The sequence below is a fragment of the Paraburkholderia phenoliruptrix genome, assembly GCF_047325075.1.
Taxonomy (GTDB): Bacteria; Pseudomonadota; Gammaproteobacteria; order Burkholderiales; family Burkholderiaceae; genus Paraburkholderia; species Paraburkholderia phenoliruptrix.
Genome location: NZ_CP168530.1, coordinates 1,299,531 through 1,321,201, shown reverse-complemented (window position 1 = coordinate 1,321,201; position 21,671 = coordinate 1,299,531). Strand labels below are relative to the sequence as shown.

The following is a 21,671-nucleotide window of genomic DNA, read 5'->3' as shown; positions in this document are numbered from 1 at the left end:
GCGCCACGAACAAAGCGTCCAACCGGCAGGAGACATACCCATGACCTTCTCGTCACGCACGCGCCGCGCGAAGCCCGCTCTGAGCCTGCGGCGGCGGGCCCGCATCACGCTGGGCTTCGGCAGCGCGCTCGCGAGCCTGTCAGCGGGCGCATGGGCACAGGCAGAGCCCGCGGTGGCGGCGTCGCCGCCCGCAGCGCCCTCCGCGGAAACCGCCGATGCCGCCAACGACACGCCGTCCACCACGCTTGCGCCCGTCGTAGTGATCGGCACGACGCCGCTTCTCGGCATCGGCACGCCGCTCGCGCAGGTGCCGGCCAATGTGCAGACCGTGCGCGCGCGCGACATCGAGGCGCAGCACCGCAATACGCTGACCGATTACTTCGCGAAAAACCTGCCGAGTGTGGATATCGCCGATGCGCAGGGCAATCCGTATCAGATGAACGTCAACTATCGCGGCTTCACCGCATCGCCGCTCCTCGGCACGCCGCAAGGCATTTCGGTGTTCGTCGACGGCGTGCGCGTGAACGAGCCGTTCGGCGACGTGGTCAACTGGGACGTGCTGCCGCAACAGGCTATCGACACCATTCAACTGGTCCCCGGTTCGAGCCCGACCTATGGGCTGAACACGCTCGGCGGCGCGTTGGCCATCACGACAAAAAACGGCAAGACGAGCCCCGGCGGCGAGGCCGAAGTAGCGCTCGGCTCGTGGGGCCGCAAGACCGCGCAGATCGAACAGGGCGGCACCATCGGTCACAATCTGGACTACTACGTGACCGGCAACGTCGCCAACGACAACGGCTGGGCCGAGCAGAACGCGAGCCGCGTGCGGCAGATTTTCGGCAAGCTGCGTTATACCGACGCCGACACCACGCTGTCGCTGTCGGCGGGCGGCGCGGACAATGACCTGCACGGCGCACAGACCATTCCGCGCTCGTTCCTTGGCAATCCGAAGCAGCCTTACACGTACCCGGATCAGAACCTGAACAGCGCGGGCTATGTGACGCTCGCGGGCGAGCACTATTTCAACGATAACGTGCAGTTAAGCGGCAATGCGTATTACCGGCACTTCCGCAACAGCAACCTCAGCAGCAACGTCAATCCGAACTTCGGCTCCGTCGACGACAACGGCAACCTCGACACCACCCAGGCGACCAACGAACAATCCGTCGTTGCCACCGACAGCTACGGCGCGAGCCTGCAGCTCACGCTGCTCGGCAAACTCGGCGGCATGGAGAATCAGTTTGTTGCCGGCGTGTCCGCGGACATTGCGAATTCGCGCTACACGCAATCGTCGCAGGACGCGGTGTTTACGGCTTCGCGCGCGACGGTCGGCATTGACGATTTCACCCAGCAAACCGCGGCAAAAACCCATAACGGCAACTACGGCATTTATCTGCAGGACACCTTATCGCTGACGAAGCAATGGTCGCTGACGCTCGCGGGACGCTACAACTGGGCGGATGCGACCATTGGCGACGAAAGCGGCGTTCAGCCGCAACTGAACGGCCACCATACGTTTTCGCGCTTCAATCCGGCTGTCGGCATCAACTGGAATCCGACCTCGACATTCACGGCTTATGCCACCTACAACGAAGGCATGCGCTCGCCGACCGCAATCGAACTCGCGTGTGCGGACCCCGCCGCGCCGTGCTCGCTGCCGAACGACTTCGTGTCCGACCCGTCGCTCCAACCGGTCATTTCCAGAACCTTCGAAATCGGCGCGCGCGGGCGAATCGGTCAGGCGACGAGCTGGAGTGCCGCCGTCTACCGCACCACGCTCGATAACGACATCGAGTTCATCGCCAGCAACGGCGCGGCGAGCAATAGGGGCTTTTTTCAGAACGTGGGGCGCACGCGCCGGCAAGGGTTCGAACTGTCGGGACGCAGCCAGCCAGGACCGCTTACGGTGACCGCGAGCTACAGCTATATCGACGCCACCTACCGTTCGGCATGGACCGAAAACAGCCCGAGCAACTCCAGCGCGGACGCAAACGGCAATATCAGCGTGAAGCCCGGCGACGATGTGCCGGGTATTCCGGCGCACACGGTCAAGCTACAGCTCGACTATGCGGCCACCGCAAAATGGCAGGTCGGCGCGAACGTCACCTGGCGGGGCAGCATCTATGCACAGGGCGACGAAAACAATCAGGACGTCAATGGCAAGATCGCCGGTTATGTGCTGGTCGACCTCGACACGTCCTATCAGATCAGCAAGCAGTTGCAGGTCTTTGCCAGCGTAACGAACCTGCTGGACAAGCGCTATGCGAGCTTCGGCACACTCGGCGAAAACTTCTTTAACGGCCCGAACCATACGTTCGACGGCGCGAACCCGATCAACGAACAGTTCGTCGGACCGGGGGCGCCGCGCGGCTTCTGGGTCGGCTTGCGCTACGCGTGGAAATGAACGTCCTCATGCGACGAGGCGCGGCCTGCTCGCCTCGCGCATGACTCACCTGGACCACGCTCCGCTTTAACGCGATTCGATCGAGCCGTCGCCGGGCGGATACGTGACGATGCCCCACGCAAGCGGCAATTGGCCGATCTGCGTGATTGGCTGATAGCTGCGCGCGTCGAGCACATACACGGCGTCGGAGCGCCCGCAGGCGACGAGCAGCTTCGCGCCGTCCGGCGTAAAACTGAAGTGCCAGCAACGCTGTCCGACCGGCACGTCGGCAAGATGTTCGTAGCTGTGGCCGTCGAATACCTGCACCGTCTGCTCGCGCGCCGCCGCGACGAAGAGCCGTTTACCGTCCGGACTGTACGCGACGCCGTAAGGGCCGAGCTTCGTGTCGACGGTCTTCAGCACCTTGAACGTGTGCGCGTCGATCACGACGAGTTTGCTCAGCGACTCCAGCGTCACCACATACTGCTTGCCGTCCGGCGACAGGCGAATGCCACGCGGACGTCCACCGGGCGCGAGCTTCACTGTCCTCACCGGCGCGCCGGTGCGCGCGTGATAGACGGAGACGGTATCGTCGCCTTCGTTCGTGACGAGCATGTTCTTGCCGTCGCGTGAAAATTCGATGCCCTCGGTTTCGTGCCCGCTCGTCACCGAGCGCACCACGCGCCACGTTTTCATATCGACGAGCGCGATTTCCGCCGGCGGCTTGTTGGCGTCGTCATCGTCGTCGGCGTGGGGCTTGCTGGCCTCTCCGGCCTCGTTGGCGTGCTTGTCGGGCCGTTGCCCCGTTTGCTTTCCGGCCTGCGGTTGGGTCGCGGGCGGGCCGCCTTCTTCACCGGGCTCGTAGGTCACGTAGGCGTAGCCCTTGTGCACGCGCACAAACTCAGGGTTTTTGCCGATCTTCACGCGCTGCACGACATCGCCCGACGCCGTGTCGATCACCGCGAGGTCGCCCGTGTTTTTGTTGGCCACGAGCAGACGCGAGCCGTCCGCATTCAAACTCAGGCCGCGCGGGCCCGCCGCGCCCACCGGGAAGGTTCTGGACAGTGTCATCTGGTCGAGGTCGATCACGCCGACGCCGGCCTTCTCGCTCGTCACATAGGCCGTCGGCACCGCGGCCTGCGCCCAACCCGGCCCGGTTGCCGCCATGGCCGCCAGCACCACCGCTGCAATTCCGGCTAAAACAAGGGGACGTCCCCGTGTTGCGTTGCGAAAGCGTGTCTCCAGCATGGGTTGTGCTCCGTTATGTAAGCGCGACGTCGCGCGAGTCCGGCATTCAGGCAAAGTAGTTCATGAGAGGATTGTTTGACAACGGCGAAAGGGCGGGAGATTTTCCCGAATTGACGCGCCCACGCGGGCGACGGTTCTAAAATGCTGCCTGGCGGCGGACAATGAAGACGGCGGCTCGTCGAGCCGAAGGAAACGTTCATGCAGCACTATGGCCTCGCGAATGTCTGGCAAAGCGGCGATCTCGTTACGCGCGCGATCCTCTGCCTGCTGTTCGTCATGTCGATGCTGTCATGGACGGTCATTGTCGTGAAGCTGTGGAACGTGCTGCGCATCAAACGGCTGACGGGCCGCACCGACGCGCAGTTCTGGCAGGCTGACAGCTTCGAACACGGGCTTCAGAACCTGAGCGGGCTGAGCAGCGGCAGTGGCCTCGCAAACCACGGTAACCACGGCGGCCGCAGTGATGAAGCGTCCGCTGCCGCGCTGCGCGACAATCCGCTGCTCGCGCTTGCGATGGCTGCGGCGGAGGCGGCCGCGCATCACCGGGACAATAAACCGCATCTGCAGGACCGCATCGACGTGTCCGACTGGATCGCGCGCCGCTTGCAAAGCAGCATCGACGACGCCGTGGCGCACATGCAAAGCGGCCTCGCGGTGCTGGCCTCGATCGGCAGCACTGCGCCGTTCGTCGGCCTGTTCGGCACCGTGTGGGGCATTTATCACGCGCTGATCGTGATCGGCGAAACGGGGCAGGCCTCTATCGATCGCGTCGCCGGACCGGTCGGCGAGTCCTTGATCATGACCGCCTTCGGGCTCTTTGTCGCGATACCGGCCGTGCTCGGCTATAACGGCCTCACGCGCGCGAACAAGTCGATCGTCACGCGGCTCAAGCGGTTTGCGCATGGACTGCACGCGTACTTCGTGACAGGGCTGCAGTTGCCGCATGCGTGACAGACCACGGGTTCCGGCCGCCTGCACGCAACCGTTAAAGGATGCGTTATCGCCCCTCAAAGAATCTCTGAATTCAGCTCGCAGGCTCGCTCCGCTATCGTGATTGCAAACCGCCGGCAAACAGGAAGCCGGCCTCGCATCAGTTCCGGAGCGACCCATGCAAGCCCTGATCTTCGACGTGGACGGCACCCTTGCCGATACGGAAAGCGCGCACCGGCACGCGTTCAATGCGGCGTTCGTGGAGGCTGGGCTCGACTGGCATTGGGACGAAGCGCTCTACGCGCGTCTGCTCGACGTGGCGGGCGGCAAGGAGCGTCTATTGCATTACTGGCGTATGGCCGATCCGGAAGAGACACACGGGCCGGGCGTGAGCCGCGTGATCGACGCGGTGCATGCGATCAAGACGCGCCACTACACAGCCCGCGTGCGCGACGGCGGCTTGCCGTTGCGGCCGGGCATAGCGCGCTTGATCGATGAAGCCCGCGCGGCCTCCATTCCCGTCGCGATTGCGACGACCACCACGCCCGCCAACCTCGACGCGCTCCTGCACGCGTCGTTCGGCCCGCAGTGGCGCCGCCGCTTTGCCGCCATCTGCGATGCGAGCACGACGCAGTTAAAAAAGCCGGCACCTGACGTCTACCTCGACGTGCTCCGGCAACTGGGTCTGAAAGGCCCGGATTGCGTCGCCTTCGAAGATTCCGCCAACGGCTTGCGTGCCGCGCGCGCGGCGCTCGTCCCGACAGTCGTGACGCCGACGGCGTACACGGCGCATCATTCGTTCGAGGGCGCACTCGCCGTGCTTCCTCATCTGGGCGACCCTGATGCGCCCCTCCCGTCCACCACGGCCCATGACGGGCCCGCGTGGGTGACCCTCGACATCTTGCGCGGCTGGCATCGCGAGGCGTCGAGCGAAGCCGCCGCGGCATGAGCATGCAGCCGCTTCTTTCGCCCCGAAGCGCGGAGTTGGCGCGCGCCTTGACGCGTGCCGTGCTGATTGATCTGGACGGCACGATGGTCCACACGGCGCCGGATATCGTCGAAGCAGCGAGCCGCATGCTGGCCGAGTTCGGCGAGGCGCCGCTACCGTTCGACGTCGTCCGCGGTTTTATCGGCAAAGGCGTGCCGAATCTCGTGACGCGCACGCTCGAAGCGGCGGCCCTGGCTGGACACGTGGACCGCGAGGCGGCGCTCGCGGTCTTTCATCGGCACTATGACGAGACCAACGGGCGCTTCGGGCATGTCTATCCGCATGTCGAGGCGGGACTGCGGGAGCTTCGGCGGCTCGGCTACCGGCTCGCGTGCGTCACGAACAAACCGGAGGCGCTGGCCGCGCGGCTGCTGCGCATCACCGCGCTGGCGAGCTATCTGGACGTGCTGGTTGCGGGCGATGCGATCGACAGCATGAAACCCGCGCCGCAACCGCTGTGGCACGCGTGCCGATTGCTCGGCGTCGAGATGGGGCGCAGCGTCATGGTAGGCGACTCGCCGGTCGATGTCTGCGCGGCGCGCGCCGCGGGCATGCCGGTGTGGATCGTGAGCTATGGCTACGGCGGGCCGGACGGCGCGGCGGCTTTGCAAAGCGATGCCTCGATCGGCTCGTTCATGGAGTTGCCCGAGCTGCTTGCCTCGCAGGACGAGCGCCTGATTGCCGATCCGGCTTTGCCGTTTTCGCCGCCGCAATGACGACGACCCGGAGGCTCGCGCATCCGGGTCATCACCTGTTCTACTGCGCGGGAAGCCGCCGGCAGGCAGTTACCACAGCACGGTTCACGTCAGAACTTATGACGGATACCCACAATCGCGAGCGCCTGCGAGTCGGTGCCGTTGTAGCCATACGAACCGATGGACGCCTGCGCGTCCTGCGTCGTGCCATTGGCGAGACGCTGCGTGCCGCTTGCATGCTGATACGCCGCGACCGCGTAGAAGTCCGTGCGCTTGGAGACGGAGTAGTCCGCGCCCAGGCTGAACTGGTGATAATGCGCCGACGTGTCGCCGGACGCGGCCGTGTACGCGTAACCCAGACCCGCGACGAGTGCCGGCGTCGCCTGATACGCAACGAAAGCCTTGCCGCTGTTGTACTTCTCGGTGCCGGTGAAGGTGGACGCGCCGTCGCTCTTCAGTTGCGTGTTGCTGTACGAAGCGCCCAGCGTCACGGGACCGACCACGTACTGGCCGCCGATCTGCGCAATGCTGACCGATTTCGCCGTCACGTAGCCGTCGTTGATATGGCTGTCGAAAATCGAATCGGTCGTGCTGCTTGCCCAGCTCGAACGCGCGGCGGTGGCCGATGCGTTGGTCGCACGCAGGTAGCCGCCCGCCAGCGAGAACGGACCGTTCGTGTACGACACCGCACCGCTATAGGTGTAGCCCTGGCCCGCCTGACCCGCGACGCCGCTGAATGCGTACAGCGCTTCGAACTGCAGGCCGGCGTAGTTCGGCGACACGTACTTGATCGCGTTCGACACGCGAGCACTGTTGTCGTTGTTGTCGACGTCGCCCGGCGTGGCGAACGCGGAGCCGAAGAAATTGTCGGCCGTGACGCCCTGCACCATGTCCGTGATCGGGTCGTACTGGCGGCCTGCCGTGACCGTGCCCCACGTCGCGCCCGTCAGACCGACGAACGACTGGCGGCCGAACTCGCGCGAGCCTTGCCCGAGCTTGCCGGTGCCGACGTCAAAGCCGTTTTCCAACGTGAAGATCGCCTTCAGGCCGCCGCCCAGTTCTTCCTGCCCCTTCAGGCCCCAGCGGTCGCCGCTGAGATTGCCGTTGAGCATGCCGGCGAGGTTGCTGCTGGAGCTGGCGTTATGCACGTAGCCGACGCCGGCGTCGATCACGCCATACAACGTCACGCTGTTTTGTGCATGCGCGGACCCCGTCGCGACGAGCAGTGCGAGAGACGCCGAGGTCAATGCTGTTTTTTTCATCCTTGTTATTCCTTTATTCAGGTTGAGAAAGGCATTAGGGATGCGCAGCATACATCGATCAATTGAAAATTCAATAAAAGTGTTTGCAGTTTGCCACACCATTAGCATGACAAATTAATACACGAGTAATGAGGGGCCATGTGCGAACACATAGCCCCAAGTCCGGCGCAACGACTTTCCCTGCGTGGAGACACGGAGAAAGAACCGAACAGCGGGATTTAGCCCGCGCAGAAGGCGCCGAGTCAAGTCATTAACGACTGATCTGCCTTTCGTAATCTTTTCCCAAACTTAATAGAGCGTTATTTATTTCAGATTATTAATCCGAGTTTCCCTTTCTGATTATTTCAGGCCTTCGCTTCTTCAATGGCACCCTATTGCGCAGCCGAGCAGACTGAATGCGCCGACAATTCCCACGCCTGCGCCCAGGCCGAAGGTTTCGAGTGAGGTTGCGCAGCCCTGCAAACTGAGCAGCACCGCCATTGCGGCGACGAGGGTCGCCTGCCGGATTGCGCGCGGCATCGCATGGTTGGGTCGGCTGGTATCGGACATCTTCTCCCGTCTTGATGGATCGAACAAGGCGAGTGTAGTCAGCAAGTCACGAGGCGAACGGTCGAATACCGGCTGCGAAAGCGGCGGCGGTTACAAAACCTTGCCTCGCCGAAACAATCGGCGACGGGCGCCGGGGCGCATGCACAGCCACTTTGCGGCGAATGCTGGCTCTCCCACATACCGGAGGCGCTCAGCTTGTCATGCTGACGACTCAGGCGCGCGCGCGAAAGGAGGTCGCCATGTCGGTCTATGTGGATGAAGGATTCCGGCCCTGTGTCACGGAGTGCGCAACGGTCGCGTTCAGGGTGTGCTGCGACGATCGGGCCCAGATTTTCGAAGTCAGTGCGGACGCGCTCATCGCCTACTGCGGCGCGGCGAGCGCCCGCAAGAAGGATCTGTTGCTCGCTTTCGAGGGCGCGCAAAACGAGATTCTCACGGTGGCCGCACGAAAGTGGACGTTCCGGCCGACGGAGCCCGTGCGGCTCGGCGTCGACGAATTCCGTATGATCATGCATTAGTCTGCCCATTTGCCATGCCCGCACCGCATCATGACCTGGATCGCCGCTTTGCCGATGTACAACGTCACGCCTTCGCTGGAAAGCGAATGGCGCGGGTGGCTTGCCGACGTGCTGCGCATGGTCAAGCCGGCGTGCCGCATCGTCGAGCCGGATGAGGAATTGCACGGCTTCTGGCGGCGCCCGAATCTGCTGATGTCGCAAACCTGCGGCTACCCGTTGATGCACGGTTTGCGCGAACAGGTGCAACTCATCGCGACGCCGCGTTTCGACGCGCCCGGCTGTGAAGGTGCGGATTACGCGAGCGTGATCGTCACGCGCGCCGACGCACCGTTCGATACGCTCGCCTCATGCCGCGGCGCACGCGTTGCCTACAATCAGGACGACTCGAACAGCGGCATGAATGCGCTGCGCCACGCTGTCGCGCCGTATGCGCAGGAAGGCGCGTTCTTTCGCGCGGCGCTGCGCACCGGCTCGCATGTCGGTTCCTTGCAAGCGGTCGCGGACAATCGCGCGGACGTCGCCGCAATAGATTGCGTGACGTTCGCTTTCGTGTGCGATGAAATGCCGGAGCTGGCGCGTCGCGTGCGGCGCATCGGCATGACGGCCGCGTCGCCGGGCCTGCCGCTGATCGCCTCGGACACCGTGCCCGCCGCAACCGTGGGCGCGCTGCGCGAGGCGCTGAACGAAGCGCTCGCGGTGCATCCCGAGCGCACAAAACGCCTACGTTTGCAGGGGTTTTCCGCGTTGCCGCTCGCGGACTACGAGCGCATCGCTCAGCTGGAAAACGAGGCGCGTGCAGTGGGATACACGCGGCTCGGTTGAGGGCACGGCACGGCTACTGCACGTCCAGCACCAGAAGCTGCGCGCCGTCGGCGACCTGATCGCCCACCGCATACAGCACCTCGGACACCGTGCCGGCTGCCGGCGCGCCGATGGTGTGCTCCATCTTCATCGCTTCCATCACGATGAGCGGCGTGCCCTTTTCCACCACCGTGCCCGGCTCGACGAGCACGGCAATGACCTTGCCCGGCATCGGCGCGGTCAGGCGGCCTTCACCATGTTCGGCATCCGCGGCGTGCGCGAGCAGGTTCTGCCATTCGAACGCCAGCGCGTGGCCGAGGCAGAACACATGGAACGTATCCCTGTCGATGAACACGCGGCCCGTGGCCCGCGCATCGCCGATCGTCGCGCGATATTCGTGCAGGCCCGCGCCGCTCGACCACGTGAAGCCTTCGCGCACACCGTCATGCTCCAGGGTTTGCGTGGCGCCGTTGCGCGCGAACGTGACCGTGAATACGCTCTCGTCTTCGACATTGCGCCAGCCGAGCGTCTGCGTGTAGCCGCCATTGAGCCGCCAGTGCGACAGTGCGTCCCAAGGCGACGCGCCATGCGCGGTGCCGCCCTCGCGTGTGAGCAGCGCGGCGCACGCGAGCGCCAACGCTTCCTTGAACGGCTTCTTGACGGGCGCAAACAACGCGTCATGATGCCGTTCAATGAGACCGGTATCGAGATCGCCGCTCGCAAACGGCTCGCTTTGCACAATACGCTGCAGAAACTCGACATTCGTATGCGGGCCGACCACTTCGCACGCATGCAGCGCGCGGCTCATTCGCGCGAGTGCCTCTTCTCGCGTCGCACCGTGCACGATCAACTTCGCAATCATCGGATCGTAGAACGGCGTGATCGTGTCGCCCTCGCGCACACCGCTGTCGATGCGCACCGGCGCCTTGCGGCCCGGCTCGCCGAGACCGGCGGCGTCGATGACGAATTCCACGCCTTCCGGCATGCGCAAATGCTTGAGCGTGCCGGTGGACGGCAGGAAGCCGCGCGCCGGATGCTCCGCGTAAATGCGCGCCTCGATGGCATGCCCGTCGATCCTCAGTTGCTCCTGCGTAAGCGGCAACGGTTCGCCGGCGGCCACGCGCAGTTGCCATTCCACCAGGTCCTGGCCGGTGACCATTTCCGTAACGGGATGCTCGACCTGCAGGCGCGTGTTCATTTCCATGAAATAGAACTCGCCGGTGGACGTCATGATGAACTCGACGGTCCCCGCGCCGACATACTTCACCGCGCGCGCGGCGGCGACCGCGGCTTCGCCCATCTCGCGCTTGATTTGCGCCGGCAATCCGGGCGCGGGCGCCTCTTCCAGCACTTTCTGGTGACGACGCTGCACCGAGCAGTCGCGGTCGAACAGATAAACCGCCCCGCCATGACGATCCGCGAAAACCTGCACTTCGACGTGGCGCGGCCGCGTCAGATACTTTTCGATCAGCACGCGGTCGTTGCCGAAGCTGCTCGCCGCCTCCCGTTTGCACGACGCAAGCGCCGCAAGGAAGTCGTCGCTGCGCTCCACCACGCGCATGCCCTTGCCGCCGCCGCCCGCACTCGCCTTCAGCAGAACCGGGTAGCCGATCGCATCGGCCTCGCGATGCAATAATTCGGGGTTCTGATTATCTCCGTGATAACCGGGCACGAGCGGCACCGCTGCCGCATGCATCAGCGCCTTCGCGGCGGCCTTCGAACCCATCGCTGCAATCGCGTCGACGGGCGGTCCGATGAACACGATGCCCGCCGCTTCGCAGGCCTGCGCAAAGTCTTCGTTTTCCGACAGAAAGCCGTAGCCGGGATGCACCGCCTGCGCACCGCTCGCCCGCGCCGCTTCGATAATGCGCTCCACGCGCAGATAACTTTCCGCCGCCGTGGCGCCGCCGATATGCACGGCTTCGTCGCATGCGCTCACGTGCTTGGCATTGGCGTCCGCATCCGAATAGACGGCGACGCTCGCGATGCCGAGCCGTTTGCAGGTTGCGGCGACGCGGCACGCAATCTCGCCCCGGTTGGCAATCAGGATCTTGTTGAACATGAGTTGTCTCGATCTCGGGATATTTTTCTGGTGTCAGTCGCGCCAGGCCGGGGTACGTTTTTCGAGGAACGACGCGACGCCTTCGCGGCCTTCCGCGCCGGCTCGCGTACGGGCAATGCGCGCCGCCGTGTCTTCGATCAATGCGCCGTTCAGCTCGCGGCCGGCCATGTCCTGCACGAGCTGCTTGCAGGCGCGCACCGCCTGCGGCCCGTTCGCACACAGCGTTTGCGCGATCTGCTGGACGGTGGCGTCGAGTTGCTCTGCAGGGACCGCTTCGCTTACGAGGCCGAGGCGCAACGCCGTCGCGCAATCGAACTGCTCGGCGGTGATGAAATAGCGGCGCGACGCCTGCTCGCCCAGCGCGCGGATCACATACGGCGCGATGGTCGCCGGAATCAGGCCGAGGCGCGCCTCCGACAGGCAGAAGCGCGCGCTTTCTACGGCCACGACAATGTCGCACGCGGAAATGAGGCCCATACCGCCCGCGTAGGCATCGCCGTTCACGCGTCCGATCACCGGCTTGTTGCAGCGATAAATGGACGACAGCATGTTGGCGAGCAACATGGCGTCGGCGCGGTTCTCGTCGTCCGAGTAACCGGCCATTTTTTTCATCCAGTTCAGATCCGCGCCGGCGCAAAACGCCTTGCCGTTTGCGGCGAGCACGACTGCGCGCACGTCGTCGCGCGTGTTGAGCGTGGTGAAGGCCGACGTGATGTCGGCGATCATGGTTTCGTTAAATGCGTTGCGCACGTCCGGGCGATTCAGCGTGACGGTGGCGACGTATCCCGCGATGTCGACATTCAGTGTTTCGTATTGCATCGTGGCGGCTCCCATGCGTCGCGCGCTGTCACATCCGGAACACGCCGAAGCGCGTGTCTTCGATCGGCGCATTCATGGCGGCAGACAAACCCAGGCCGAGTACATCGCGCGTTTGCGCCGGGTCGATCACACCGTCGTCCCATAAGCGCGCGCTTGCATAGTACGGGTGCCCCTGGTGCTCGTATTGCTCGCGAATCGGCTGCTTGAAGGCTTCTTCTTCCTCGGCGCTCCATGATCCACCTCGGCTCTCGATGCCGTCGCGCCGAACCGTGGCGAGCACCGAGGCCGCCTGCTCGCCGCCCATGACCGAGATGCGCGCATTCGGCCACATCCACAGGAAGCGCGGCGAATACGCGCGGCCGCACATGCCGTAGTTGCCCGCGCCGAACGAGCCGCCGATAATCACCGTGAACTTCGGCACCTTCGCCGTGGCAACGGCCGTCACCATCTTTGCGCCGTTGCGCGCAATGCCTTCGTTTTCGTACTTGCGGCCCACCATGAAGCCCGTGATGTTCTGCAGAAACACGAGCGGAATCTTGCGCTGGCAACATAGTTCGATGAAGTGCGTGCCCTTCAGCGCGGACTCCGAAAACAGAATGCCGTTGTTTGCAATGATGCCGACGGGATGCCCCCAGATATGCGCGAAGCCGCACACAAGCGTGGTGCCGTAGCGTGCCTTGAATTCGTCGAATGCCGAATCGTCGACGATGCGGGCGATCACCTCGCGAATGTCGAACGGCTTTCTCGTATCCACCGGAATCACGCCGTATATGCTCTTCACGTCGTAGCGCGGCGGCTTCGGCGCCTGCAGCAAAACCGGCACGTGCTTCGTGCGATTCAAGTTGCCGACGATGCTGCGCGCAATGGCGAGCGCATGCGCGTCGTTCTGCGCAAGATGATCGACCACGCCGGACAGACGCGTGTGCACGTCGCCGCCGCCCAGGTCCTCGGCACTCACCACCTCGCCGGTCGCGGCCTTCACGAGCGGCGGGCCGCCGAGAAAAATCGTGCCCTGATTCTTCACGATGATCGACTCGTCGCTCATGGCCGGCACATACGCGCCGCCTGCGGTGCACGAGCCCATCACGACGGCGATCTGCGGAATGCCCGCGGCCGACAGATTCGCCTGGTTGTAGAAGATGCGGCCGAAGTGATCGCGATCCGGAAAGACGTCGTCCTGATTCGGCAGATTGGCGCCGCCCGAGTCGACGAGATATACGCACGGCAAGTGGTTTTCCGCGGCGATTTCCTGCGCGCGCACGTGCTTCTTCACCGTGATCGGGTAGTACGTGCCGCCCTTGACCGTCGCGTCGTTGCAGACGATCACGCACTCGTGCCCCGCAATCCGCCCAATACCCGTGATGACGCCCGCGCCCGGCGCGTCGTCGTTATACATGCCGTACGCCGCGAGTTGCGAGAACTCGAGAAACGGCGTGCCCGGATCGAGCAGCTTCTCGATGCGTTCGCGCGGCAGCAGCTTGCCGCGCCCGGTGTGCTTCTGGCGCGCGGCCTCGCCGCCGCCGAGCGCGAGTTTTTCGACTTTCGCGCGCAGATCGTCGACCAACGCCTCGAGCGCCGCGGCGTTCGCGCGAAAATCGTCGGAGCGCGGATTCAACCTGGATTCGATGACGGGCATCGCGTCGTTCTCCTGTTCGTGGCTCGGCTTACATCGTTTCCGCAAACAGCTCGCGGCCGATCAGCATGCGACGGATTTCGCTCGTGCCTGCACCGATCTCGTAGAGTTTCGCGTCGCGCCACAGGCGTCCGACGGGATACTCGTTGATATAGCCGTTGCCGCCGAGAATCTGGATTGCTTCGCCGGCCATCCACGTGGCTTTTTCGGCCGTATAGAGAATCACGCCCGCGCAGTCCTTGCGTACCTGGCGCACGTGTTCCTTGCCGAGCGTATCCAGCTGGCGGCCCACCGCATACAGATAGGCGCGGCACGCCTGCAAGGTCGTGTAGAGATCGGCGACCTTGCCCTGAATCAGCTGGAATTCGCCGATGGACTGGCCGAACTGCTTGCGGTCGTGGATATACGGCACGACCGCGTCCATCACCGCGACCATGATGCCGGTCGGGCCGCCCGCGAGCACCGCGCGCTCGTAGTCGAGCCCGCTCATCAGCACTTTCACGCCGCCGTTCAGTTGCCCGAGGATGTTCTCCTCCGGCACTTCAACGTCTTCGAATACGAGTTCGCCCGTATGGGAGCCGCGCATGCCGAGCTTGTCGAGCTTCTGCGCAACCGAGAAACCCTTCATGCCTTTTTCGACGATAAACGCCGTAATGCCGCGCGACTGGGCTTCGATGTCGGTCTTCGCGTAGACGACCAGCGTGTCGCAATCCGGCCCGTTGGTGATCCACATCTTCGTGCCGTTCAGCACGTAACGGTCGCCCTTCTTGTCCGCGCGCAGTTTCATGCTGACCACATCCGAGCCGGCGTTCGGCTCGCTCATGGCGAGCGCGCCCACATGCTCGCCCGATACCAGTTTCGGCAAATACTTCTGCTTTTGCGCTTCGGTGCCGTTGCGATGAATCTGGTTCACGCACAGATTCGAATGCGCGCCATACGAGAGACCGACCGAGGCCGACGCGCGCGAAATCTCTTCCATCGCGACCATATGCGCGGTGTAGCCCATGTTCGCGCCGCCGTATTCCTCGGAGACCGTCATGCCGAGCACGCCGAGATCGCCGAACTTGCGCCACAAGTCCATCGGAAACTGATCCGTGCGATCGATTTCCGCGGCACGCGGGGCGATTTCTTTCGCAGCGAATCCGGCAAGGCTGTCGCGCAGCATTTCGATTTCTTCGCCGAGCGGGAATTGCAAACCGGGCAGGTTGCTCATTGCGGTGTCTCCAGAGTTCGTTGACGGCCGGCGCATGGCTGCCGGCGAATTCGTTCAACGCGCATTTCACGCCAGATTTACGTAAGCGTCAATAGGTATTTTTGAGTGATACTCAGAAACTGCCTTCACCCAGTTTATTGCCGCCTGTACTGTGGTAGCATCGAATCCACGGGGCTTTCACCGCCCAATCCGCCGACAAACTTGACTTCAACTCATATGACGGTCGCTCTCAAGCCCGAACTGCCCGCGTCGCGGCGCCAGCCCGCCGGGCGCAAGTCGCAGCAGCGCGTGAAGGAGATTCTTCAGGCGGGCCGCGACGTGTTCTCCGAAAAGGGTTATGAACGCGCCACCACCGCGGAGATCGCCCAGCGCCTCGGCGTGTCCGAGGCCACGGTGTTCAGCTATTTCCGCGGCAAGCGCGAGTTGTGCGCGCGGGTGATCGGCGACTGGTATGACGAAATCATCGGCGCGATAGAGTCTGGGCTGCCGCGCGACGGCAGTGTGCGCCAGCAGTTCGCGTTCATCGTGCGCACCCATTTGCGCCTCATGCTCGTGAACGGTACCGACCTGTGCGCGCTCGTGCTCTCGGAAGGACGCGCGCGCCATCACGAGTTGAGCGAGGCGCTCACCGAATTGCAGCGCCGCTACACCGCACCGTTGATGCGCGTATTGGCGCAAGGCCAGGAAAGCGGCCAGATTCGCTCGGACATGCCGCTGCGTCTGCTGCGCTCCATGGTGTTCGGCCCCATGGAACACGTGTTGTGGGACGCAACGCTCGCCAACCGTCATACCGACATCGAGGCAACCGCCGACCAATTGATCGAAGTACTGTGGGCCGCGTTGACGCCTCAGAACCCCGCAGTCCATGCGTTGCAGCAGTTTCGCGCGGAAGTCGCCGAGGCCAGCCGGCGCTTCGAAGACGCTACGCGTGAAGCGTCCACCCACGCCGCTCACCCGGCTCGCGGCGAATAGGTGCGGATCGGCACCACCGGGTGTCGTCGCTATGCTTTTTCGTAGGCTCTGCCCGGCGCGGCAAAAAAGGCTAATCTACGCGTCTACCGTCAGCTCCGGCGCAGCCCGAAGGAGAACGTCAGGTGGCCGATTCCAAGCCCGCGAAAGCCGCAACATCATCGAGGAACACGACAAGCGCCCGCTCCGCAAAAGCCGGCAAGATCAGAATCGGCATAGGCGGCTGGACTTACGCGCCGTGGCGCGGCCCGTTCTATCCGGAAGATCTCACGCAAAGCCGCGAACTCGAATACGCGAGCCGGCACCTCAGTTCGATCGAAATCAACGGCACGTTCTACGGTTTGCAAAAACCGGCGAGCTATGAAAAGTGGTATCAGGAAACGCCGGAGAATTTCGTCTTCTCGCTGAAGGCGCCGCGTTACGCGACCAATCGAAAAGTGTTGGCGGACGCCGGCGAGACCATTGAGCGTTTTTTCGCGAGCGGCGTGCTGTTGCTCAAGCAGAAGCTCGGGCCTATCAACTGGCAGTTCGCGCCGACCAAGAAATTCGACAGCGAAGATTTCGAGGCCTTTCTGAAGCTGCTGCCGGCGAGCATCGAAGGGGTGAAACTCCGCCACGCCATTGAAGTCCGTCACGAAAGCTTCAGGACGCCTGAGTTCATCGCGCTGGCACGCAAATACAAGGTCGCCGTGGTGCTGGCCGGGGACAGCGAGTACCCGCAAATCGCCGACATCACCGCGCCGTTCGTCTACGCGCGCATCATGGGCACCACCGACAAACAGGCCAAGGGCTATTCAACCAAAGCGCTCGACGCATGGGCCGAGCGAGCGCGCCAACTGGCGGCGGGCACGACGCCCGGCGATCTGGAGACCTGCGGCGAGGCTCCCGCGAAAGCCGCCGCGCGCGACGTTTATCTCTATGTGATCAGCGGCTTCAAGGAACGCAATCCGGCTGCGGCGATGGCGCTAATCGAGCGGCTTTAAGCGGCGCCCAGCACCCTCGCACGGCGCCGTTTCTCGGCAGCGGCACGCGAATGTCATAATCCCGGCAGCGCATCACACGCAACCCCATTCATATTCAAGGCCGCGAGGCCAGCTCACATCGACAAGTCCGGGAGAATACCTTGAGCGCCATCGACAATCCTTTGCACGATCAGGAAGTCGGCTCGGCCGACGCCACCCAGGACACCACGCGCATCGACGACGTGCGCATCGGCGCCGTCCGCCCGCTGATTTCCCCTGCTCTCTTGCAGGACGAACTGCCCGTGCCGCCCGCGGTGCAATTGCTCGTCGAACAAACCCGCGTGGAAATCGCGGACATTCTGCACGAGCGCGACGACCGCCTCGTGATGATCGTCGGGCCCTGCTCGATTCACGACCACGACCAGGCCATCGACTACGCGCACAAACTGAAAGCCGCCGCGGATGCGTACAAAGACGACCTGCTGATCATCATGCGCGTGTACTTCGAAAAGCCGCGCACCACGGTCGGCTGGAAAGGCTATATCAACGATCCGCGTCTGGACGGCAGCTTCCGCATTAACGAGGGCCTGCGTCTCGCGCGGCAATTGCTGCTCGACATCAACGGTCTCGGCTTGCCCACCGCCACCGAATTTCTCGACCTGCTGAGCCCGCAGTACATTGCGGACCTGATCGCGTGGGGCGCAATCGGTGCGCGCACAACGGAAAGCCAAAGTCACCGGCAGCTGGCTTCCGGCCTCAGCTGCCCCATCGGTTTCAAGAACGGCACCGACGGCGGCGTGCAGATCGCCGCTGATGCAATCGTCGCCGCACGCGCGAGCCATGCATTCATGGGCATGACGAAAATGGGCATGGCGGCGATCTTCGAAACGCGCGGCAACGACGACGCCCATGTGATTCTGCGCGGCGGCAAGAAAGGGCCGAACTACGACAGCGCTTCCGTGGCCGCAACCTGTGCGGCGCTCAAATCAGCGGGCTTGCGCGAACAGGTGATGATCGACTGCTCGCACGCGAATTCCGGCAAATCGCATTTGCGTCAGCTGGATGTGGTTCAGGATCTCGCGCAGCAATTGTCAGCGCAGGAGCGCCGCATTATCGGCGTGATGCTTGAAAGTCATCTGGAAGAAGGCCGTCAGGATCTGAAGGCCGGAGAGCCGCTGCGTTACGGCGTATCCATTACGGATGCCTGCGTCAGCTGGGCGCAAACCGAACCGGTGCTGGAAACCCTCGCCGAGGCGACCCGCAAGCGCCGCGCGGGCTGATGCCACAAGCCGCGTGAGTGCGGCAAGCCGGCTCGAGACAAGCCGGCGCACACGCGCCGCGCCATCCGCCGATGGATTCGTCTGATCGGGGCTGGGCAGCGCGTGATTCTTCGCACCCGAGGCGTCGCTCGCAGTGCCCTGACAGCACGATGCGGGGGCAGTGCGGACGCTCCGGCGCGAAGCGCGTTGCATTACGACGCGTTGACCGCTTCCTTGAACGCTTTACCTGCGGTGAACTTCACCGTCTTGGCCGCGGCGATCTGGATCTCGGCGCCCGTCGACGGATTGCGGCCCACGCGTGCTGCACGCGCGCCGGTCGAGAAAGAACCGAAACCGACCAGTTGCACCGTATCGCCACCGACCACGGCTTTGGTCACCGCTTCAACGATAGCGTCGATGGTTTGGCCAGTGGCCGCTTTGCTTTCGCCCGTCGCTGCGGCGACTGCATCAATCAGTTCCTGTTTGTTCATAGCACTTCCCGTATGGTAATCATGGAACCGGCGCTACATCTGTCGCGCCGGGACCGACACACTAACGCATCCGCGCGCTTTCGCGCAAACCCTGCGTGTAAGCCTTGTTTCACCCGTCCACGGGCGATTTGACGATTTTCGCGGGCAAAGTGCCATAAGAATCGCGCGCTTACGTGTTTCTCCGGCTTGACCGGCACGAGCCTTGAATCACAATCCGTTGCAATTTCAGGGCTTTAGCGAGCGTTAAAGCGCGCGCACAGCGCTTTTTGACCGTGTTGGCGCGCCGCGCGCAAGCGTCGGCACTCGCCTTGCAAGGCGCCGTGCAAGCCGGCAATCGGGAGAAAGAAAAAATGAAATTTCGCCATATTGCAACAGGTGTCCTGCTCGGCACGCTCTTTGGCACGAGCGTTTTTGCCGATGAAAACGGCTGCGCGACGCTCGCGCGCGCGGGCACGGCAAGCCCACCGCAGCCGTTCCAGGTGCGCGACGGTGAGGCGGTGGACCTCATAAGCAGGGCAAAAACGGTGCACGGCAAGTTGCTCGTGTTCGGCGAAAATGGCGTATTTCGCGCTTACTGGCAGCCGGAGGACAGCGCCGAACAGTATGTTCTGGCGAATGCCGGCGAGAATGCCGTGCGCCTCGTTTCCACTCCCCCGCAAGGCAGCCCGGCCACGCACGGCGAACCGGGAACGACGCTCGGCCCGTTGCGCGTGCTGTCCTGCCCGACGCTTTGAGCGCCATCACGGGTCAAATTTACTGAAATGATGCGGTATAACACGGTGCCGTGCGCACACGCACGTCGTTATTACCGATGCCGACACCCAGCACCGGGTCTAGCGCGCTCAAGGTCCGACCGGCCCTGCCGATATATCTAGCTGCGTATGCGGCGCAAACGTTAAAGGACAGGAATGGTTGCAATAGCCAGATTGAGGGAAGCGTTGTCTGTTGCCGAAGGAGACCCCGAACTCGTGCGTTCGCAGGTCCAGGCGTTCGGCCGCCAGATTCCGCTCCTTTACTTCATCCTGATCGTCAATACGATGGCCGTCACGGTCACGCATCTGCGCAGTGCACCGGCGTGGATGACAATGTACGTTCCGGGCGTGCTATGCGCGCTGTGTATCGTGCGATGCGTGCGCTGGTGGCGCGGCCGCAATCGCGTGCTCACTCATGACAAAGCCGTACCGGAGCTGCGCAAACTCATCTGGATGGCCGGCATTTTCGGCATTGCGTTCACCGCCTGGTCGCTCATGCTGCTGCCCTACGGCACGCCCTACGAACAGGCACAGGTGGCGTTTTATATGGCGACGACCGTGGTGGGCTGCGTGTTCTGCCTGATGCACCTGCGCGTAGCCGCGTTGCTGTTGCTCTCCATTGTCATCCTGAGCTTTGCGACGTTTCTCGTCTTCACAGGGTCTCCGGTTTTCATCGCAATGGCCGTCGACATGTCGCTTGTCGGACTCGCCCTCGCGTTTATCATCGAACTGTATTACCGGTCGTTTGCCGGCGTCGTGCACACGCAGCGCGATTTGCAGGCGAGTCAGGAGAAAACCCAAAGGCTCAGCGACGAGAACTTTCGCCTCGCCAGCATCGACAGTCTGACCGATCTGCCTAACCGCCGCAGTTTCTTCGCCTCGCTGCGGGCGCTGTCCGAGCAGGCACTCGCGACGGACGGGGCCTTCAACGTGGGACTCATCGATCTGGACGGCTTCAAGCAGGTCAACGACATTTACGGCCACGCAAGCGGCGACCTCGTGCTGCAGGAAGTGGGCGCGCGGCTCCTTGCGCTCGCGGAGCCCGGCATTTTCTTTGCGCGGCTCGGCGGCGACGAGTTCGGCGTGCTCGCGCAAGACCGCCAATCGAAAGATGCGCTGCTGGAATTAGGTCAGCGCATTTGCGACTCACTGAGCCAGCCGTATCGCGTTGGGGGCAATATTGCGGAACTGTCGGGCACGATCGGCTGGGCCGCATTTCCGGACGCAGGCAAGACGGTCACGCAGGTGTTCGAGCGCGCCGATGCCGCGATGTACGTGGGCAAGGAAAGCCGCCGCGGCACCGCCGTGATTTTCTCGACCGAACACGAAACGCGCATTCGACGCTCGAGCCTCGTCACGCAGGAACTGCGTCATGCCGATCTGGAGTCCGAACTGTTTCTCGAGTTTCAGCCGATCTCCGATGTCGTGACGCGACGCACGATCGGGCTCGAAGCACTTGGCCGATGGCACAATCCGCGGCTCGGCGCAGTCAAGCCGGAGGAGTTCATCCGCATTGCCGAGCGCACCGAACTCATTTTGCGCATCACCGAAGTGCTGCTGCACAAGGCGCTCGCGGAAGTGCCGCACTGGCCGTCCGAGCTTTATCTGTCGTTCAATCTTTCAGCCATCGATATTTCGACGTCGGCACGTGCGCGCCGGCTGATCGACATTGTCGCGGCGAGCGGCGTGCCGCCGCATCGCGTGTCGTTCGAAATCACGGAGACGGCGCTCACGCGAGATTTCGAACAGGCCCGCTCCGCCCTCACGATGATCAAGGCGGCAGGCTGCCGCGTTTCGCTCGACGACTTCGGCACCGGTTATTCCAGCCTCAGCTACGTGCACCGCCTGCCGTTCGATTCGATCAAGATCGACCGCAGTTTCATGACTGACGTGGATTCCAATAGCGCGTCGAAGAAGATCGTCAAATCGGTGCTGGATCTGTGCAAGAACCTCGGGCTGGAATGCGTCGTGGAGGGGCTCGAAACGTCGTCGCAAGCGGAGGTCGTCAAGGCATTGGGCGCCCGCGCGGTGCAGGGCTATCTGTTCAGCCCGCCCATGCGTTCGGGCGCCATCTCCAGCTATCTGCAATCGGCGCGCGAACAAAGTCAGGCGAACGACGCCCCGCACTGATCGCGAT

General features: G+C 63.4%; 19 protein-coding genes. 11 read left to right on the top strand and 8 right to left on the bottom strand.

Annotation, left to right across the window (positions count from 1 at the left end; all coding sequences use genetic code 11):
• Nucleotides 1-40: 40 nt before the first annotated feature.
• A complete protein-coding gene (locus ACEN8U_RS05865; RefSeq protein WP_310108229.1) occupies nt 41-2,404 on the top strand; it encodes a TonB-dependent receptor in 2,364 nt (787 codons plus the stop codon).
• A gap of 66 nt (nt 2,405-2,470) precedes the next feature.
• Here the strand turns inward: ACEN8U_RS05865 and ACEN8U_RS05860 are convergent, their stop codons facing one another.
• Nucleotides 2,471-3,631: a beta-propeller fold lactonase family protein gene (locus ACEN8U_RS05860; protein WP_310108231.1), complete on the bottom strand. Its 1,161-nt coding sequence runs from the start codon at nt 3,629-3,631 to the stop codon at nt 2,471-2,473.
• A gap of 198 nt (nt 3,632-3,829) precedes the next feature.
• Here ACEN8U_RS05860 and ACEN8U_RS05855 point away from each other — a divergent pair, with 198 nt between their 5' ends.
• The 3 genes from ACEN8U_RS05855 (at nt 3,830) to gph (ending at nt 6,265) form a co-directional block, all read left to right on the top strand.
• Complete coding sequence (locus tag ACEN8U_RS05855; protein ID WP_310108233.1) at nt 3,830-4,582, top strand: MotA/TolQ/ExbB proton channel family protein; 753 nt, start codon at nt 3,830-3,832, stop codon at nt 4,580-4,582.
• Between the two features lie 157 nt (nt 4,583-4,739).
• Entirely contained in the window at nt 4,740-5,510 is a 771-nt protein-coding gene (locus tag ACEN8U_RS05850) for an HAD family hydrolase (RefSeq protein ID WP_310108235.1), read from the top strand.
• Nucleotides 5,507-6,265, top strand: coding sequence for a phosphoglycolate phosphatase (gene gph / locus ACEN8U_RS05845; RefSeq protein ID WP_310108237.1), 759 nt, complete (start codon nt 5,507-5,509; stop codon nt 6,263-6,265). The genes ACEN8U_RS05850 and gph overlap by 4 nt, the downstream gene beginning before the upstream one ends.
• Nucleotides 6,266-6,354: 89 nt before the next feature.
• On the opposite strand, the gene ACEN8U_RS05840 is transcribed toward gph, so the two are convergent.
• Together ACEN8U_RS05840 and ACEN8U_RS05835 are read right to left on the bottom strand one after the other, a co-directional pair.
• The gene (locus ACEN8U_RS05840) at nt 6,355-7,506 is read right to left on the bottom strand and encodes a porin (RefSeq protein WP_013590507.1); all 1,152 of its coding nucleotides are present in this window, start codon (nt 7,504-7,506) and stop codon (nt 6,355-6,357) included.
• A gap of 360 nt (nt 7,507-7,866) precedes the next feature.
• Nucleotides 7,867-8,055, bottom strand: coding sequence for a hypothetical protein (locus ACEN8U_RS05835; RefSeq protein ID WP_013590508.1), 189 nt, complete (start codon nt 8,053-8,055; stop codon nt 7,867-7,869).
• A 239-nt stretch (nt 8,056-8,294) separates the two neighbouring features.
• Between ACEN8U_RS05835 and ACEN8U_RS05830 the strand changes: the two genes are divergently transcribed.
• Together ACEN8U_RS05830 and ACEN8U_RS05825 are read left to right on the top strand one after the other, a co-directional pair.
• Complete coding sequence (locus tag ACEN8U_RS05830) at nt 8,295-8,573, top strand: DUF1488 family protein (RefSeq protein ID WP_310108239.1); 279 nt, start codon at nt 8,295-8,297, stop codon at nt 8,571-8,573.
• 30 nt (nt 8,574-8,603) lie between these two features.
• Complete coding sequence (locus ACEN8U_RS05825; RefSeq protein WP_310108241.1) at nt 8,604-9,395, top strand: phosphate/phosphite/phosphonate ABC transporter substrate-binding protein; 792 nt, start codon at nt 8,604-8,606, stop codon at nt 9,393-9,395.
• Between the two features lie 13 nt (nt 9,396-9,408).
• On the opposite strand, the gene ACEN8U_RS05820 is transcribed toward ACEN8U_RS05825, so the two are convergent.
• From ACEN8U_RS05820 to ACEN8U_RS05805, 4 genes are read right to left on the bottom strand one after another with little or no spacing between them, the layout of a single operon-like run.
• The gene (locus ACEN8U_RS05820) at nt 9,409-11,436 is read right to left on the bottom strand and encodes an acetyl/propionyl/methylcrotonyl-CoA carboxylase subunit alpha (protein ID WP_310108242.1); all 2,028 of its coding nucleotides are present in this window, start codon (nt 11,434-11,436) and stop codon (nt 9,409-9,411) included.
• 33 nt (nt 11,437-11,469) lie between these two features.
• Entirely contained in the window at nt 11,470-12,255 is a 786-nt protein-coding gene (locus tag ACEN8U_RS05815; protein ID WP_310108244.1) for an enoyl-CoA hydratase/isomerase family protein, read from the bottom strand.
• A gap of 28 nt (nt 12,256-12,283) precedes the next feature.
• Nucleotides 12,284-13,891: a carboxyl transferase domain-containing protein gene (locus ACEN8U_RS05810; RefSeq protein ID WP_028359671.1), complete on the bottom strand. Its 1,608-nt coding sequence runs from the start codon at nt 13,889-13,891 to the stop codon at nt 12,284-12,286.
• Nucleotides 13,892-13,919: 28 nt separating this feature from the next.
• Nucleotides 13,920-15,101 (bottom strand): isovaleryl-CoA dehydrogenase, encoded by a 1,182-nt coding sequence (locus ACEN8U_RS05805; RefSeq protein WP_310108247.1) that lies wholly within the window; start codon nt 15,099-15,101, stop codon nt 13,920-13,922.
• Between the two features lie 216 nt (nt 15,102-15,317).
• Between ACEN8U_RS05805 and ACEN8U_RS05800 the strand changes: the two genes are divergently transcribed.
• The 3 genes from ACEN8U_RS05800 (at nt 15,318) to ACEN8U_RS05790 (ending at nt 18,312) form a co-directional block, all read left to right on the top strand.
• Nucleotides 15,318-16,073, top strand: a complete 756-nt coding sequence (locus ACEN8U_RS05800; RefSeq protein WP_310108250.1) for a TetR/AcrR family transcriptional regulator — start codon at nt 15,318-15,320, stop codon at nt 16,071-16,073.
• Between the two features lie 122 nt (nt 16,074-16,195).
• A complete protein-coding gene (locus ACEN8U_RS05795) occupies nt 16,196-17,053 on the top strand; it encodes a DUF72 domain-containing protein (RefSeq protein WP_374725917.1) in 858 nt (285 codons plus the stop codon).
• Nucleotides 17,054-17,193: 140 nt separating this feature from the next.
• Complete coding sequence (locus ACEN8U_RS05790) at nt 17,194-18,312, top strand: 3-deoxy-7-phosphoheptulonate synthase (RefSeq protein ID WP_310108251.1); 1,119 nt, start codon at nt 17,194-17,196, stop codon at nt 18,310-18,312.
• Nucleotides 18,313-18,503: 191 nt separating this feature from the next.
• Here the strand turns inward: ACEN8U_RS05790 and ACEN8U_RS05785 are convergent, their stop codons facing one another.
• Nucleotides 18,504-18,782: an HU family DNA-binding protein gene (locus ACEN8U_RS05785; protein WP_006049832.1), complete on the bottom strand. Its 279-nt coding sequence runs from the start codon at nt 18,780-18,782 to the stop codon at nt 18,504-18,506.
• 350 nt (nt 18,783-19,132) lie between these two features.
• On the opposite strand from ACEN8U_RS05785, the gene ACEN8U_RS05780 reads away from it, so the two are divergent.
• Both ACEN8U_RS05780 and ACEN8U_RS05775 read left to right on the top strand, forming a co-directional pair.
• Entirely contained in the window at nt 19,133-19,516 is a 384-nt protein-coding gene (locus tag ACEN8U_RS05780) for a hypothetical protein (protein WP_310108253.1), read from the top strand.
• A gap of 174 nt (nt 19,517-19,690) precedes the next feature.
• Nucleotides 19,691-21,664: a putative bifunctional diguanylate cyclase/phosphodiesterase gene (locus ACEN8U_RS05775; RefSeq protein ID WP_014972108.1), complete on the top strand. Its 1,974-nt coding sequence runs from the start codon at nt 19,691-19,693 to the stop codon at nt 21,662-21,664.
• Nucleotides 21,665-21,671 lie beyond the last annotated feature (7 nt).